This is a genomic window from Klebsiella huaxiensis (assembly GCF_003261575.2).
Taxonomy (GTDB): Bacteria; Pseudomonadota; Gammaproteobacteria; order Enterobacterales; family Enterobacteriaceae; genus Klebsiella; species Klebsiella huaxiensis.
In genome coordinates this window covers 5,770,653-5,785,810 of sequence record NZ_CP036175.1, presented here as the reverse complement: position 1 = coordinate 5,785,810, position 15,158 = coordinate 5,770,653, and the positions used below count along the sequence as shown (strand labels likewise).

Below are 15,158 nucleotides of genomic sequence, written 5' to 3'. Positions count from 1 at the left end.
GTTTAAACCCTTATACTGAAAGAAGGCTGTGACCTCTCGGGAAAAGTGTCTACACGCAGTCATTCGAGATGCGTCGAGGCGGCAAACCGGTGAATCTCCAGGAGCTTACTCAAGTAAGTGACTGGAGTGAGCTGGTGCAGCCAACAAAGAGGCAGCTTGAAGGATAAAGTGTATAAATATAAGGAGAAGCTGATTCCGTGTTAACTCTGCTACACCTGCTTTCTGCCGTCGCCTTGCTGGTGTGGGGCACCCATATTGTTCGCACCGGCGTGATGCGCGTCTACGGTGCACGCCTGCGAAGCGTTCTGAGCAGCAGCGTGGAGAAAAAGCCGCTCGCCTTCTGTGCGGGCATTGGCGTCACCGCGCTGGTCCAGAGCAGCAACGCCACCACCATGCTGGTGACCTCGTTTGTCTCTCAGGACCTGGTGGCGCTGGCCCCCGCGCTGGTAATTGTGCTGGGTGCTGATGTCGGCACCGCGCTGATGGCGAGGGTGCTGACCTTCGATCTGTCATGGCTTTCGCCGCTGCTGATTTTTATCGGCGTGATTTTCTTCCTTGGGCGTAAGCAAACGCGCGCGGGCCAGCTTGGGCGCGTGGGGATTGGCCTTGGATTGATTCTGCTGGCGCTGGAGCTGATCGTACAGGCGGTGCATCCCATCACCCAGGCCAATGGCGTGCAGGTGATTTTCGCCTCGCTGACCGGCGATATTATGCTGGATGCGCTGATTGGCGCGGTATTTGCGATCATCAGCTATTCAAGCCTGGCCGCAGTGCTGCTGACCGCCACGTTAACCTCGACCGGCGTGATTTCGTTTCCGGTCGCGCTGTGCCTGGTGATTGGCGCTAACCTCGGCTCCGGGCTGCTGGCGATGCTCAATAACAGCGGAGCGAATGCCGCCGCGCGCCGCGTTGCGCTTGGCAGCTTGCTGTTTAAGCTGGTGGGTAGCCTGATTATCCTGCCGTTTGTCCATGTCCTGGCGGAGGTGATGCATAAGCTGCCGCTAGCGGAAGCTGAGCTGGTTATCTACTTCCACGTCTTCTACAACCTGATCCGCTGTATCGCCATGGTGCCGTTCGCTGAGCCAATGGCCCGTCTCTGTAAGCGTTTGATTCGCGACGAGCCGGAGCTGGATGCGCGCCTGAAGCCGAAGCATCTGGATACCTCGGCGCTGGATACCCCCGCGCTGGCGCTGGCCAATGCCGCTCGTGAAACGTTGCGTATCGGTGATGCGATGGAGCAGATGCTGGAAGGTCTGCGCAAAATCATGCACGGCGAGTCGCGCGAGGAGAAAGAGCTGCGACGGATGGCGGATGACATCAACGTGCTTTATACCGCGATTAAACTCTATCTGGCGCGCATGCCGAAAGAGGAGCTGGCGGAAGAGGAATCCCGCCGCTGGGCGGAGATTATTGAAATGGCGCTCAACCTGGAACAGGCTTCGGACATTGTCGAGAGAATGGGTAGTGAAATCGCCGATAAATCTCTGGCTGCGCGCCGCGCCTTCTCCATGGAGGGGCTGAAGGAGCTCGATGGGCTGTACGATCAATTACTGAGTAACCTACAGCTGGCGATGTCGGTCTTTTTCTCCGGTGACGTGCCGAGTGCCCGTCGTCTGCGACGTAGTAAGCATCGTTTTCGCATTTTAAACCGTCGCTATTCGCATGCCCACGTTGACCGCCTGCATCAGCAAAACGTGCAAAGTATTGAAACCAGTACGCTGCATCTGGCGCTACTGGGCGACATGAAGCGTCTGAACTCGCTGTTTTGCTCGGTGGCCTATAGCGTGATGGAGCAGCCGGATGAGGACGATGAGCGGGACGAGTATTAACCGGTGATGTCGCAAAAATCCCCGGTGGCGCTGCGCTGACCGGGCTACAGGTCCGTGCGGTCTGGGGTGGGGTAGCCCGGACAGGCGCGTCAAGCGCCGCCTCCGGGAAATTCCCCGGGTCGCGGCAGAAGCCTTACACGGGGCTACAGGCCCGTGCGGTCTGGGGTTGAGTAGCCCGGACAAGGCGCGTCAAGCGCCGCCTCCGGGAAAGTGAGATCAAGGGATCAGAAACGATGCCCTGCATTAAGGGTTACCGCCTCTTCTCCAGCCCTGAACACCAGCGTTGGGTTCGGGCCGCCGAGGGTAGCGTGGCCCTGTGTCACCTGAATCCAGTTGCCTTCCGGCAAGCCGATAATCGTCAGCTCTGGCGCGACTACCAGCAGCTCGCGAATGCGCTGTTCACGGGTTTCGCCTTTATGGCCTTCCGGTAGGGCGTTGGTGAAATGCGGGTTAATTTGCAGCGGGAACAGCCCCAGCGCATCAAAGCCTTGAGGATCGACAATCGGCATATCGTTAGTGGTGCGGATGGTCGGGCAGGCAAGGTTAGCCCCCGCGCTCCAGCCGATATACAGCGCGCCGCGCTTCACCACATCCACCATCGGTGCCAGCAGGCCGCGCTCGCGGCACTCTTTGAGCAACTGGAAAGTATTGCCGCCGCCAACGATAACAATCTCTGCGTTTTCAATCGCCGACACCGGGTCAGCCACGCTGTGAATTCCTGTGACCGCCACGCCCATTGGGCCAAAGACGGCGGCTGTTTTCGCAGTGTAATCGTCCCAGGTTTGCGTCACCCCGGCGAAAGGAATAAACACCGCTGAGCGACGGCCGTTTAGCTGCCCGGCAATCGTCGGTAGCGCATGTTCCAGCCAGGCTTTGCCCGGTAGCGTTGAGTTACTTAATAACAGCAGTTCCATCATTTCTCCATTCAGCCAGATGATTCGTCGGTTGCGGATGTTAGCACAGCTTATCATTCTGCTTGCTGACGTGGCTCACGCTAGAATGAGCTTAACGCGGGAGGTAAGCCGCCATAAACACCTCGACGGCACGCGCCGTGACCTGCCGCACTTCCTCATCATCAACGCTCTCTTGCTGGCAGAATAAGAACCTGTCCATTAGCTCCGCTTGTAGCAACGCGCTCAGGTGCAGCGCTGTAATGCGCGGATCGGCACGGTGCAGCAAACCATTCTCCATGGCGAGAGATAAAAATCGGCGATCAGCTGCTGGTTGGATTGCACATCCGGAGAGTAGATAAAGTGCAAAAAGCGCTGACCAAACTGATTCAGCGACAGCGTAATGTCGCCGCGCTCCAGCATTGCGGAGAATTCCTCTTCACACAGGCGCGACATCACCTCAAAAAACAGCTCGTCTTTTGAGGAAAAATGGTTATACAGCGTGGCCTTAGAGCCGCCGACGCGGGCGCAGATTTCCGCCATTGAGGCCCCTTCATAGCCCAGTTCGCGGAAGACCTGCGTAAGCTGGTGTTCTGGGGCGTGTTACCCGTCTGGAAATACGATAAGTTTGAGAGGAAGAAATGTTATCTGGAGAGCCTATTATGCAAAAAGATATGCGAGAAGAAGGGGGCACCAGCGGGTGAAGCGTCCGGGTGGCAATGGGAACATCAGCATTCGATTGATACCATTAACCAGTGGGTGACTGAAAATGGCTCATTTAGCGATTTTCAGCGATCGTTTTAACTATGTCTCCCCGGTGGCGCTGCGCTGACCGGGCTACAGGCCCGTGCGGTCTGAGGTTTGGTAGCCCGGACAAGGCGCGTCGAGCACCGCCTCCGGGACATTCCCCGGATAGCTTACTGAGCGTTAACCCTCATCCTGCCCTCTCCCTTAAAAAGGGAGAGGGAGCACATTGTGCCTGAGTTTGGGTGGCTACTTACCCTCTGGCAAACGCTGAAGCTTCGGCGACCAGCGCATCGTCAGGGCGTACGCCGGTGTAGAGTGTAAACTGCTCCACGGCCTGTAAGGCAATGACTTCCGCGCCGCTGATCACCTGCTTGTCCAGCCGCTGTGCTAGCTTGATAAGCGGGGTTTCCGGCGGCAGGGCGACCACATCAAACACCACGCTGGCCTGTTCCACCATTGTCTGGCTGAAGGCCAGAGTTTCGCTTTCTGCGCCGCCCGCCATACCGAGCGGGGTGACGTTAACCAGAATATCCACCGGGATCCCCTCCGGCTTTGGCTGCCATTGAAAGCCATACTGCTTCGCCAGCGCCAGACCATTATCACGGTTACGGGCGGCGATAATCACGTCGCGGAAACCCGCATCGCGAAAGGCGGCGATCACCGCTTTACCCATCCCGCCGCTGCCCTGGATCATCACTTTGGCGGAGGAATCGAGTTGGTTACTGTCAATCAGGCTTTTCACCGCGATGTAGTCCGTGTTCAGCCCGGTCAGCTTACCGTCGTCGTTGACAATAGTATTAACCGAATCGATCACCTTCGCCGAAGGGTCGATAGCGTCGAGAAACGGCATGCAGCTCTCTTTAAACGGCATCGATACCGCGCAGCCGCGAATACCTAACGCGCGCACGCCTTTGACCGCCGCTTCAATATCCCTGGTCGTAAAGGCCTTATAGATATAGTTCAGTCCCAGCTTTTCATACAGATAGTTATGAAACCGGGTGCCGAAGTTGCCCGGACGACCGGCCAGAGACATACACAGCAGCGTGTCGCGATTAATCATGAGTAATATCCTCCGCGTGGGCCAGCAGGTACTCTTCCGCCTCTTTTGACCAGATACCGTGGTTGCGCTCCATAATCGCCGCCAGATGCGGGTCGCTAATTTCCCCCAGCGCGGTAAGCGGAATATTTTTCCCGGTGTAGACCAGCTTTTTACCGCCGCCAACCGCCGGTAAATCCAGGGTGGTATCGCCCGCCGCGTTAAGTCCCAGAATATGGGTCACCACTTTTGCCGTCTGGACTTTTTTCGCCTGCATCAGCGCTACGGCGGCGCGCATATCGTCGGTATTACCGCCGGAGGTACCCACATAGTGGGTGAAAGCGTAATGCACATCGTAAAAATTGACCGGCGCGCTGAACTGTTTATCCTGCGGACCGGCAAAAAAGTTCAGGCAGCCGTCCGCGGCCAGCAGCGATGAAGCCATGGTGATGAGCTGTTCGTTAGGGACGAAAACGAAAATATCGTCAAAACCGTGACCGCCGGTGAGCGCCATCAGCGTTTCGCGGCTGGCATCATTGCCATCAAGATAGTGAATCAGCGTTTGCGGTTCGGATGGATAGTGCTGACGCGCATAGCTGAGTTTTGGCTTATTGGTATCGGTAACCACCAGCAGCGACGGGTTGATCGGGCCATGCAGCGCGTAATCGATAGCCAGCAGTCCCATCGGACCCGTGCCGCCGAGGATCAGCGTGCGTCCCTGCGGACGGATGCCCATCGTGTGATTATAGGTCCCTTCCTGCAGATGGTAGTTAGCGTTGAACGCGCCAATTACGCAGGAGAGCGGCTCCACCAGCGAGCCTTCAAACCAGGTATCGCCTTCCCATGAGAGCAGACAATCCTGCTCCATCACTTCGTTAGGGATCACCACGTGGGTCGCTTCACCGCCGATCCATGGGAATGAATAGCCGGGGCAGTCCGGGCGATCCGGCAGTTGCAGGTTGGCCTGAATCACATAGCGCTGACCGGCGTGAAACTTGTGCTGCCACTTTTTACCGACGGCGATAATTTCACCGCAGAACTCATGGCCGATGATGATCGGGTTGGTCGCTACATCGTCCGGCACTTTTTTATGGTCCTCGCCCTGATTCGCCTCTTTCCAGGAGGAGAGACACAGGCTGTCGGTGACCACACGGGCGAGGATTTCATCATCCTGCATCGCCGGGAGTTCGAAGGTTTCCAGGCGCAGGTCGCGTTTGCCGTAAAGGCGCAGGGCTGTTGTTGTTTGCATGTTTACCACCTCATCCCCTTCATCTTTCGCATTACGGCTGTGTTGGCACCCGGGTCACGTAGTGGATCTACGCTCTCAGGGATACGTTCAGTTGCCGCCTTGCCGTACTGCGAAATCTTTTGGGGCTAACTTGTTGAAGTAGCCCCGGCATCGCCGGAGCGGAATAATCAGGACAGGAAGCCCAGCGCGTTGCCGATAATCCCTAAACCAAACAGGGCGAAAATCAGCCATACGGGGTTCACTTTCTTATTAAGCAGACGCACCATCAGCAGCGTCAGGCCAAGGGCCAGCAGGCCGGGGCAGAGCTGATCGAGGATGTTCTGCACGGTCATGGTGACGGTCGAACCATCGGCGCCCGGCGTTTGCGAAACCACCAGAGGCACGTTGATGGTGGTCCACTTGGTGACCAGCACGCCCATCACAAACAGGCCCAGAATGGAGGCCCCTTCGGTCAGTTTTTGCAGCAGGTTGCCGCCCATATCGCTGACGATATTGACCCCTTTACGAAAGCCCAGCTGCAGCCCGTACCATTTCATTGCCAGACGTACTGCGTTGAAAATAAAGAAGAAAAGCAGCGGGCCAAGAATATTGCCGGAGAGCGCCAACGATGCGCCGAGGGCGGCAGTAATCGGCCGCAATGTCCCCCACACCAGCGGGTCGCCAACCCCGGCCAGCGGACCCATCAGGCCGACTTTGATACCGTTGATTGCGCCGTCGTCGATAGCAGCGCCGTTAGCCCGCGCTTCCTCCATCGCCACCGTTACGCCAATGACCGGGCCGCAGACCGCCGGGGTAGTGTTAAAGAACACCAGGTGGCGTTTCAGCGCGGCAACCTGATCCTCTTTCAGCGGATAGAGACGCTTAATGGCCGGGATCATGTCGTAGCAAAAGCCAAGCCCGTGAATACGTTCGAAGTTGAATGACGCCTGCTGCAGGTTGGATCGCAGAAACATGCTCACCAGGTCGCCTTGGGTAATTTTTCTCTGTTCCATGTTGGGCTCCATCAGTCGTCAAGCTGGTCAAGGGCGGTGGAAGAGGTGGCCGCGGCCTGTGGTTCAGGCTTGCGCCACTGCGGGTTCAACTGGATATAAATCAGCGCGATGATGACCCCCACGCCGCCGAAGGCCAGCAGGCTGAAGTCGAGGTAACCGCCCGCGAGGAAACCAAGGAAGAAGAAGGGCATCAGATACTTCACGCCCATCATGCGCAGCACCATGGCGTAGCCGACCACGACGATAAAACCGCCAGCGATTTGCAGACCGCGAGTGACGAATTCCGGGATGGCGTTAAGCATATTGCTGACCATATCGGCACTGACGAACAGCGAGACCACCAGCGCGGGGATAGCGACGCGCAGCGCCTGGACGCCCAGCGCCGAGACGTGCAGCAGATCGATGGTCCCAAAGCGCGCCTCTTCTGCTGCTTTATCCGCCGCATGCTGGAACACCACGGTAATGGTACGGGCGAACACGGTGAGCACCTGGCCCGCTGCGGCTACCGGTAACGCGATAGCTATCCCGGTGGCGATGCTTTGATGGCCGACAATCACCAGGATGGCCGAGATAATACTGGCCAGCGCCGAGTCCGGAGACTGCGCTGCACCGACGTTCATCCAGCCCAGCGCAATGAGCTCCAGGGTGCCGCCGAGCATAATCCCGGTTTTTAAATCCCCGAGAATTAAGCCAATGACGGTACAAGCGATTAATGGGCGGTGGGTCTGGAATTCATCCAGTACGCTGCCCATCCCGGCAATACAGGAAAAAATAAATATGGCTATTATTTGTAGGGTACTAATTTCCATAATTATGACCTTTAAGGTGAGTGTAATCCTGCCTGTTACGGCATTTACACGGTGTCCTTCAGGCTGCCTCTTTGTTGGCTGCATTCTCTCGCCCCAGTCACATAGTTATCTATGCTCCTGGTGACTCGCTCATTTGCCGCCGCGATGCATCCAGAATGACAGTGTGTAATAAAACAGGCTCGATTTATTATTCTGTAACGGACTGCTCAGCTATTTTGTCGAGAATATTAACCGATGGGTCGGAGGCCACGACGCGTAAATCGAGTTTAACGCCCAGCTTATCCAGTTGCTGAAAGGCATTAATATCTGCTTCGTCTAATGACACCGCTTTGGTTAATTGTTTTTTACCCGGTCGCCAGGCCATGCCGCCAATATTCAGAGTCGCTATTTTCACGCCCTGCTGCACCATGGTTAATACGTCCTGCGGGTTAGTGAATAAATAAAAAACCGTTTCGTCTTTATATTGCGGATTGTGATAGACCGCGACGGCTTTTTCGAGATTCACTACGTTAACCTTCATGCCCGGAGGTGCGGCCTGGCGAAGTAACGTACGGCGAACTTCGTCGTTATAAACATCGTCATTACAGATAATAATTCGCTGGGCGTTGGCCACTTTTGACCACACGGTGGTGACCTGACCATGAATTAAACGGTCATCGATACGGGCGAGCGTAATGTTCATCAGAAATCCTCCTCAACGGTTTCCGGCTGCCGCCAGGTGACGCAGCACTGGCTGGCGATGGTCTCCAGGTGCTGGCACAGTTCGTCAGCGTTCATCGTTTGCTGGTTATCTACCAGTTCCAGAGCCAACGGCAGCGACAAGCCGCTGATGACCCGAAGCTGCGGGTTGCTCATCGCCAGCCCGGCGGCGGCGTTCCATGGGCTGCCGCACTGTAAATCGACGGCAATAAGCCATTGCTCATCACTGTGAGTGCTTACTAACTTTTCAATCTTTGTGGCGATATCACCCGCGTTCTCGCCGGGGACAAATTCCACAGCGTTGACGTTGACATCGCCGTAGACCATGCGTACCGAGTCGAGCATGGCGCAGGCCAGCTGGCCGTGGGCACAGAAGATGACATTAACCATTTTTCCTCCTTAGCCGCGCGTTTTTCCGCCCGCGATGTTAGTGGTTACTCCGGTGATATAGCTGGCGCGCTCTGAGAGCAGATAGCAAACAAAATCAGCGACTTCAGAGAGGCGACCTGAGCGACCAATCGGAATGGAGTTCTTGGTGTAGCCTTCGCGTAGCTGTTCGACAGTGATGCTGCGGGTCCAGGCCAGCGCTTCTTCGTATTCCGGTGTACGCAGTCCTGTTTTTTCCAGAATGCCGGGTGCAACGCCTACGACGCGGATGCCGTGTTTGCCCAGTTCTTTCGACCAGGAGCGGGTAAAGCTATTCAGCGCGGCTTTGGTTGCGGCATAGCAGCTCTGGCCTTCGGATCCTTCCAGCCCGCTTTCCGACGAGACGTTAACGATCACGCCGTCGCGCTGTTTAACCATCTGGCGAGCCACCGCTTGCGACATCAGGAACACGCCTTTCTGGTTGATATTGACCATTTTTTCGAATGCCGCTTCATTTAATTCATAACGACCGGCTGGCGCTTTCTCATCGACGAGTAAACGAGGGAAGTTAACGCCCGCATTATTTACCAAACCATCAATACGGCCAAAACGTTGAATAATACTGTCGATAGTTTTATTCACTTCGCTGGCACTGGAAATATCGGTCGGCCAGAAAGTATAATTTTCACTGTCCTGATGTTTATCACCGCCGTGAATATCGCTCATCTGTACATTTGCGCCCTGAGCTAATAACTCATCGACAATGGCCAGACCAATTCCTGATGCGCCGCCGGTAACAATAATAATTTTGCCTTTTAAATTTAACCACGTTTCCATTATCGACTCCTGTTTTCTTTAGATAAAGGGATCCCCCGCAGCAGCGCTGCGTGAAATCATATTCTTGACATTTACTTCAGTAACGACTCGGCGGTTTCTTTGTTGGTCACCAGACAGTTAATATAATTCCCATTTAATGCGCCAAGAATACCGGAGTATTTTTCCTCGCCCATCGCGATCCCCACGGAATAGCGCGCTTGCTTAAGTTTTGCCATCTCAATGGAGAGCGTTTTTTCGCTCATAGCGGTTTCTACCATTCCGCCATCAATGTCGTAAAAGCGTGAACAGATATCACCAGCGACCTGGCGGGCATTGAGGTCGTCACTCTCTTCGCTGCCGTAAAATGCATGCCAGTTGGCGCCATCGCGGATCGCCGGAGAACCAATCCCTACCAGTGCGACGTCAAGGTTATCCCAGTAGGAGGCAATCGTTTTAAAGTGCTGGGACTGCATAATACCGTTGCGAATTAATGTGTTATCCAGCAGCGCTGGAAAGTCGGCGAGATGCGATTCGGCCTTCAGCTTCGCCGCCGCGCCGTAGGTCAGCGTATTGACGTGGTAGCGGCTTTCCAGTTTGCCGGAGGGGCCGCCGATGATCGGTACGCAAATAACCTGGCGTGACTGGCTGGCCTGAGGCAGATTCTCTACCAGTGCACGCACTGCGCGACCCCAGGAGAAACCGACGATATCGCCCGGTTCCAGCAACCTGTCGACCAACTGTGCGCCGTGCTGACCGATAAGATTAAGCTGATCCTCTTCCAGCAGGGAGTCGCAGGTGGCGACCACCGCCTCTTTGAGGCCAAACTTTTGTTTGAGCTGTTGCTCAAGCCACAGGTTTTCGTTGTAGTCGTAGTTGATGGCGATAGTGACGATGCCCTGCTCGCGACCGCGTTTCAGTAGACGGCTGATGGTGGTGCGATAAATCCCCAGTTCGCGGGCAATCTGCGCCTGGGTCATATCCTGCTCGTAATAGAGCTGGGCGATTTTCACGATCAGGCGGATATCGTCGCTATTTTCCATCGTCATCTTTCGACTCCTGCACATTTGTGCAAATCACATATTTGCTGTCCTGATCTGATATAACCCTATCGATGCTGTACTTCAAAGCAATTTTTGTCTATTTCATGACGATGTGCTGGCGGTTTCTGTTGCACATTTGATGTGTGAGTAGATGGTTTACGGCACGTTTGTGCTGGTAGTGCTAAAGGCCTGATTCTGCTTTATTTCGCCGGTCAAAGTTGCAGAGGTCTGAAAAGAACACTTTTGTGTTGAAAAGCGCGATAGATCACATTTAGCGCCAGGCCGCGAGTACGCGATTATTTTTTATCGTTCGCAAGGTAGGGTATATTTCGCTTTTTAAACATAAAAGCATTCAAGTTTTATCAAGGCGGCAAGAGAGTGAGCGCCCGGACAACTTGAAGGATGAAGTGTTTCAGGAGAAGTTATGCTGCCCGACTCGTCGACCCGACTCAATAAATACATCAGCGAAAGCGGAATTTGCTCGCGCCGCGAGGCCGATCGCTTTATCGAACAAGGTAACGTTTTTATCAACGGCAAGCGCGCCACCATTGGCGACCAGGTTAAAGCTGGCGACGTGGTGAAGGTCAATGGCCGGTTGATTGAGCCGCGTGAAGCGGATGATTTAGTGCTGATTGCGCTGAACAAACCCGTTGGCATTGTCAGCACCACCGAAGATGGCGAGCGAGACAACATCGTCGATTTCGTTAACCACAGCAAGCGCGTCTTCCCGATTGGTCGTCTGGATAAAGACTCTCAGGGGCTGATCTTTTTGACCAACCATGGCGATCTGGTTAACAAGATCCTGCGCGCCGGTAACGATCACGAAAAAGAGTACCTGGTTACCGTCGATAAGCCGGTGACCGATGAGTTTATCCGTGGGATGGGGGCGGGCGTACCGATTCTCGGCACGGTGACGAAGAAGTGCAAAGTCAAAAAGGAAGCGCCGTTTGTTTTTCGCATTACTCTGGTGCAGGGGCTCAATCGCCAGATCCGCCGCATGTGCGAGCACTTTGGCTATGAAGTGATGAAGCTTGAACGCACGCGGATTATGAACGTCAGCCTGACGGGGATCCCGCTGGGGGAATGGCGCGATTTAACCGATGATGAGCTGATCGATCTGTTTAAGCTGATTGAGAACTCCTCTTCAGAAGCGAAACCGAAGGCCAAAGCGAAGCCGAAAACGGCGGGGATTAAACGCCCGGTAGTGGCAATCGAAAAGACGGCTGAGAAATCACGCCCGGCGTCGAACGGTAAACGTTTTGTTCAGCCGGGGCGCAAAAAGAAAGGGCGCTAACGCCTGCCGCGCGTCGGCGTACTTGCCGACCAGGAAAATGATGCTTCACTGTCCGGTTTATAAGCCTGCTTTTTCTTCAACTGGCGGGCTTTTTTTGCCTCTGCTTCGCGTAAAACCATCAGTTTATCGATGTACTCTTTTTTCACGCTGTTGGTTTCCGCGTTAGTCAGCGGACGGCCATGCGCAATGCGCGCGCGGTCGAGTAGAGTTTTCAGTTCGCGCTGCTCGCGCTCGGTCATCTCTTTTTGGGTAATGCGGGGGAGTGCCATAGTGGTGCCCTCAGTTAGCCGATGACTTCAGTGTACGGTATTGGGATGGGAGTCTTACAGCAATTTCATCACCCGGCAAAATCCCGGAGGCGGTGCTTTGCACCTGTCCGGGCTACCAGACCGCAAACGGCTGTGGACCTGTAGCCCGGTCAGCGCAGCGCCACCGGGAGATTTTTATCAAAGTTACGTTTTATCTGCTCTTTTTTCCTGCCTTACGCGATTCATCCACAATCGGCTTCCCTGACCAGTAACCGGCCAGCAGCGAGCCGGACAGGTTGTGCCATACCGAGAACAGCGCGCCAGGCAGCGCAGCCAGCGGACCAAAGTAGATTTTCCCCAGCGCGGCGGCCAGACCTGAGTTCTGCATACCTACCTCAATCGCCAGCGTACGGCAGGTGGATTCATCAAAGCCAAACAGACGTCCACCCCAGTAGCCGCCGAGCAGGCCGATGGTGTTGTGCAGGATGACCGCGATGATTACCACAAAGCCCACGGAGGCGATATGCGAAGCGGAACCGGCTACCACGGCGCAGATAATCGCCAGAATGCAGACCATTGAGAAAGCCGGAAGAAACGGTTCTACCGCTCTTACGACTTTTGGCAGCAAGTGATGCACCACCAGCCCCAACGCAATCGGGATCACCACGATTTGCAGAATGCTGAGCAGCATCCCCATCACGTCCACCTGAATATGCGCATCGACGTAAAGGCGCGTTAGCAGCGGCGTTGCCACCACGCCGACCAGCGTGGAAACCGACGAGATGGTGACCGACAGTGCCACATCGCCTTTAGCCAGGTAGATCATGACGTTGGATGCCGTGCCGCTGGCAACGCTGCCGACCAGCACCATCCCGGCGGAGAGCTCCGGAGGCATATGAAAAATCAGCGCCAGCAGCCAGGCGGCGAGCGGCATCACCAGATAGTGCAGAAAAATCCCCGCCGCTACCGGCGCCGGGCGGGAAAGGACGCGTTTAAAGTCATCCACCTTCAGGTGAACGCCCATGCCGAACATAATCAGCATCAGCAGCGTTGGGACCCAGGGACCAATGGGAGTGAAAGTGGATGGCGTGTAATACGCGATAACTGAGAGCAGCAGCGCCCATAATGGGAACAGCCGCGTAAGCGTGGCGAGCATGTTGTTTTCCTTGCACGTATGTTGTGTTTGCTTGTTATAAACAGGCCGGGATCGAGCCCGACCATAGCTATTGTTTATCGTGCTAAGGAATATTATTCAAACTAATTATGTTCATGTTCCACTGCGGATACTCTCCCAGCTCAGCCCAAAGCGGGCTAAATACTTGCGCAGACGGTCGGCATCATTGGGATTGGCCTTTTTCTGACGGGAGACGGCGAACAGCTCACGCCCGGCTTCGGACAGCGAAGCGCTGCGTTGGCACACCTCCAGAACGGTTTCCAGTTGCCGGCGATCGAACAGATCGATTTCCATTTCAATATCAGGAAAAGATGTGTTGAGCTGCCAGCTCTCTTGTAAGAGCGCAATCTCCTCTTGCGCAAGGGCGAGCGTAATCCGCCCCTGTTCGGCCAGGGTTGCCATTCGCGCAACGGACGACCCTAGCTCGCGAAAATTACCCCGCCACTGCGCCTGCGGCGAGCAGGCAAAAGTCAGATAGCGCTCGCGGGCGTCTTTATCGAAACGGATCTGTGTTTGCCGTTCGTTTGCAAAGCGCTGTAATTCATACTCCACGTTCGGCGCAATATCTTCCTGCCGCTGCGCCAGGCCCGGCAGGGCAAAGCGCCACATATTGATGCGCGCATAGAGATCTTCGCGAAAACGACCTTCCGCCACCCATTGCTGCATATCACGATGGGTACCGGCTATTAACTGGAAATTGCTGTAAACCTCTTTATCGGAACCAAATGGGAAAAAGGTTTTCTCTTCAATGGCTTTTAGCAACATGGCCTGTTCATCCAGCCCCAGCTCGGCAATTTCGTCGAGAAACAACACTCCGCCATCAGCCTCCCGCAGCAGGCCTGGCCGTGGCGTCAGCGCACCGGTAAATGCACCTTTGACATGACCGAACAGCGTGGACATGGCGTTATCACCGCGCAGGGTAGCGCAGTTTACTGCCACCAGCTTGCCCGCAACCTGATGGCGCGACTGGCGAAGCTGAAAAATACGTTTGGCGAGGAAAGACTTGCCGGCACCGGTTGGGCCGGTGAGAAGGATCGGATCGGTCGATCGGATCGCCACGCGCTCAATACGATCGATAAGTTTATTGAACGTTGCGTTGCGCGTATCAATACCGGCCTTCAGGAAGGAGACTGATTGCTGCTGCTCGCGCTGAAAGCGGCTGGTGAGCGTGGCGTAGCGGCTTAAATCAAGGTCGATAACCGAGCAGGTGCCAGCCGCAATCTGCTCATCCGATGAACCTTTCGGTGCAGGGCTGGTTTGCAGCAGGCTGGCGGGCAGATAGTGGGCTTCCGTCAGCAGAAACCAGCAAATCTGCGCAACGTGAGTCCCGGTGGTGATATGCACCAGATACTCTTCATTTTCGATATCAAATTCGTAGCGGGTAGCGAAATCGAGGAAGGCGGCGTAGACCTCTTCAAAATCCCACGGATCATTAATCTCGACCGTATGTGGCCGCACTTGGGTATGAGATGAAAGCAGAGCGACATCTTCAATCAACCTTTGCGCCATGCTTTCATCACGCGGCTGGTGGAGCAGTTCCAGCCTGTCGACGGGAAAATCTGCCTGCTGGCATAGTCCAACGGTGGGCCGCCATTTTTTTAATCGATTTGCCCGCTTACCGCGCTTGTCCAGCACCGTTCCGAGTACGCCAATCACTACCCGTCGCTTTTTCATGATTTATCCCAAAAGATAAAATTCGATATTAAAAGATAAGAAAATTGCTTAATGGCGGCAACGGTAAAAAATGATATTTAAAATAAATATATAAAAATCAATTGGATAAATATTTATTTCGTCATTTTTTCTTTCTGGCACGCATCTGGCAATAACTCTCTCGTCAAGACGCTGAAAACGCAGGGGGTTAAACCCCGCCGGCACCTCAGGAACGGCAGAGGCTGTTTTCCGCAAGTGTTCCGTCAGCCGATGACCACCACGGGTTCGATTCCCAATTTCATCTCCAAAATGAAAA

17 protein-coding genes are annotated in these 15,158 nt (G+C 54.9%); 3 read left to right on the top strand and 14 right to left on the bottom strand.

All coding sequences use genetic code 11. The features are described from left to right. The first annotated feature begins 197 nt into the window (after positions 1-197). Positions 198-1,829 carry a Na/Pi cotransporter family protein gene (locus DA718_RS27695; protein WP_112215920.1) on the top strand — a complete coding sequence of 544 codons (1,632 nt, stop codon included), beginning with the start codon at positions 198-200 and terminating at the stop codon, positions 1,827-1,829. A gap of 224 nt (positions 1,830-2,053) precedes the next feature. On the opposite strand, the gene pepE is transcribed toward DA718_RS27695, so the two are convergent. The 3 genes from pepE to DA718_RS30985 form a co-directional block, all read right to left on the bottom strand. After that, complete coding sequence (gene pepE / locus DA718_RS27690; protein ID WP_112215919.1) at positions 2,054-2,743, bottom strand: dipeptidase PepE; 690 nt, start codon at positions 2,741-2,743, stop codon at positions 2,054-2,056. 91 nt (positions 2,744-2,834) lie between these two features. Beyond that, positions 2,835-3,020 (bottom strand): TetR/AcrR family transcriptional regulator C-terminal domain-containing protein, encoded by a 186-nt coding sequence (locus tag DA718_RS30795; protein WP_260611019.1) that lies wholly within the window; start codon positions 3,018-3,020, stop codon positions 2,835-2,837. Continuing rightward, positions 2,966-3,262, bottom strand: coding sequence for a TetR/AcrR family transcriptional regulator (locus tag DA718_RS30985; RefSeq protein WP_221888549.1), 297 nt, complete (start codon positions 3,260-3,262; stop codon positions 2,966-2,968). Before DA718_RS30985 ends, DA718_RS30795 begins: the two co-directional genes overlap by 55 nt. A 45-nt stretch (positions 3,263-3,307) precedes the next feature. Here DA718_RS30985 and DA718_RS31100 point away from each other — a divergent pair, with 45 nt between their 5' ends. Beyond that, positions 3,308-3,523 (top strand): type II toxin-antitoxin system CcdA family antitoxin, encoded by a 216-nt coding sequence (locus DA718_RS31100; protein WP_407657775.1) that lies wholly within the window; start codon positions 3,308-3,310, stop codon positions 3,521-3,523. A gap of 193 nt (positions 3,524-3,716) precedes the next feature. Here DA718_RS31100 and DA718_RS27675 read toward each other — a convergent pair whose 3' ends face one another. From DA718_RS27675 to DA718_RS27640, 8 genes are all read right to left on the bottom strand, one after another. Next, a complete protein-coding gene (locus tag DA718_RS27675) occupies positions 3,717-4,526 on the bottom strand; it encodes a shikimate 5-dehydrogenase (protein ID WP_112215917.1) in 810 nt (269 codons plus the stop codon). Further along, positions 4,519-5,751 (bottom strand): L-sorbose 1-phosphate reductase, encoded by a 1,233-nt coding sequence (gene sorE / locus DA718_RS27670; protein ID WP_112215916.1) that lies wholly within the window; start codon positions 5,749-5,751, stop codon positions 4,519-4,521. The genes DA718_RS27675 and sorE overlap by 8 nt, the downstream gene beginning before the upstream one ends. A gap of 167 nt (positions 5,752-5,918) precedes the next feature. Then, the gene (locus DA718_RS27665; protein ID WP_105889496.1) at positions 5,919-6,743 is read right to left on the bottom strand and encodes a PTS system mannose/fructose/sorbose family transporter subunit IID; all 825 of its coding nucleotides are present in this window, start codon (positions 6,741-6,743) and stop codon (positions 5,919-5,921) included. 11 nt (positions 6,744-6,754) lie between these two features. After that, positions 6,755-7,552 carry a PTS mannose/fructose/sorbose transporter subunit IIC gene (locus DA718_RS27660; RefSeq protein ID WP_112215915.1) on the bottom strand — a complete coding sequence of 266 codons (798 nt, stop codon included), beginning with the start codon at positions 7,550-7,552 and terminating at the stop codon, positions 6,755-6,757. A 187-nt stretch (positions 7,553-7,739) separates the two neighbouring features. Continuing rightward, positions 7,740-8,234 (bottom strand): PTS sugar transporter subunit IIB, encoded by a 495-nt coding sequence (locus DA718_RS27655; protein ID WP_112215913.1) that lies wholly within the window; start codon positions 8,232-8,234, stop codon positions 7,740-7,742. Then, positions 8,234-8,641 (bottom strand): mannose/fructose/sorbose PTS transporter subunit IIA, encoded by a 408-nt coding sequence (locus tag DA718_RS27650; protein WP_112215912.1) that lies wholly within the window; start codon positions 8,639-8,641, stop codon positions 8,234-8,236. Before DA718_RS27650 ends, DA718_RS27655 begins: the two co-directional genes overlap by 1 nt. 9 nt (positions 8,642-8,650) lie before the next feature. Continuing rightward, entirely contained in the window at positions 8,651-9,454 is an 804-nt protein-coding gene (locus tag DA718_RS27645) for an SDR family oxidoreductase (protein WP_112215911.1), read from the bottom strand. Positions 9,455-9,525: 71 nt separating this feature from the next. Further along, positions 9,526-10,473: a sugar-binding transcriptional regulator gene (locus tag DA718_RS27640; RefSeq protein ID WP_112215929.1), complete on the bottom strand. Its 948-nt coding sequence runs from the start codon at positions 10,471-10,473 to the stop codon at positions 9,526-9,528. A gap of 424 nt (positions 10,474-10,897) precedes the next feature. Here DA718_RS27640 and rluF point away from each other — a divergent pair, with 424 nt between their 5' ends. Further along, positions 10,898-11,767 carry a 23S rRNA pseudouridine(2604) synthase RluF gene (gene rluF / locus DA718_RS27635; protein ID WP_112215910.1) on the top strand — a complete coding sequence of 290 codons (870 nt, stop codon included), beginning with the start codon at positions 10,898-10,900 and terminating at the stop codon, positions 11,765-11,767. Here the strand turns inward: rluF and DA718_RS27630 are convergent. From DA718_RS27630 to rtcR, 3 genes are all read right to left on the bottom strand, one after another. Next, positions 11,764-12,036 (bottom strand): YjbD family protein, encoded by a 273-nt coding sequence (locus DA718_RS27630; RefSeq protein WP_110277236.1) that lies wholly within the window; start codon positions 12,034-12,036, stop codon positions 11,764-11,766. The two genes, rluF and DA718_RS27630, sit on opposite strands and share 4 nt — an antisense overlap. A 190-nt stretch (positions 12,037-12,226) precedes the next feature. Next, positions 12,227-13,171 (bottom strand): ketopantoate/pantoate/pantothenate transporter PanS, encoded by a 945-nt coding sequence (gene panS / locus DA718_RS27625; protein WP_112215909.1) that lies wholly within the window; start codon positions 13,169-13,171, stop codon positions 12,227-12,229. 111 nt (positions 13,172-13,282) lie between these two features. Next, complete coding sequence (gene rtcR / locus DA718_RS27620) at positions 13,283-14,863, bottom strand: RNA repair transcriptional activator RtcR (RefSeq protein ID WP_112215908.1); 1,581 nt, start codon at positions 14,861-14,863, stop codon at positions 13,283-13,285. Positions 14,864-15,158 lie beyond the last annotated feature (295 nt).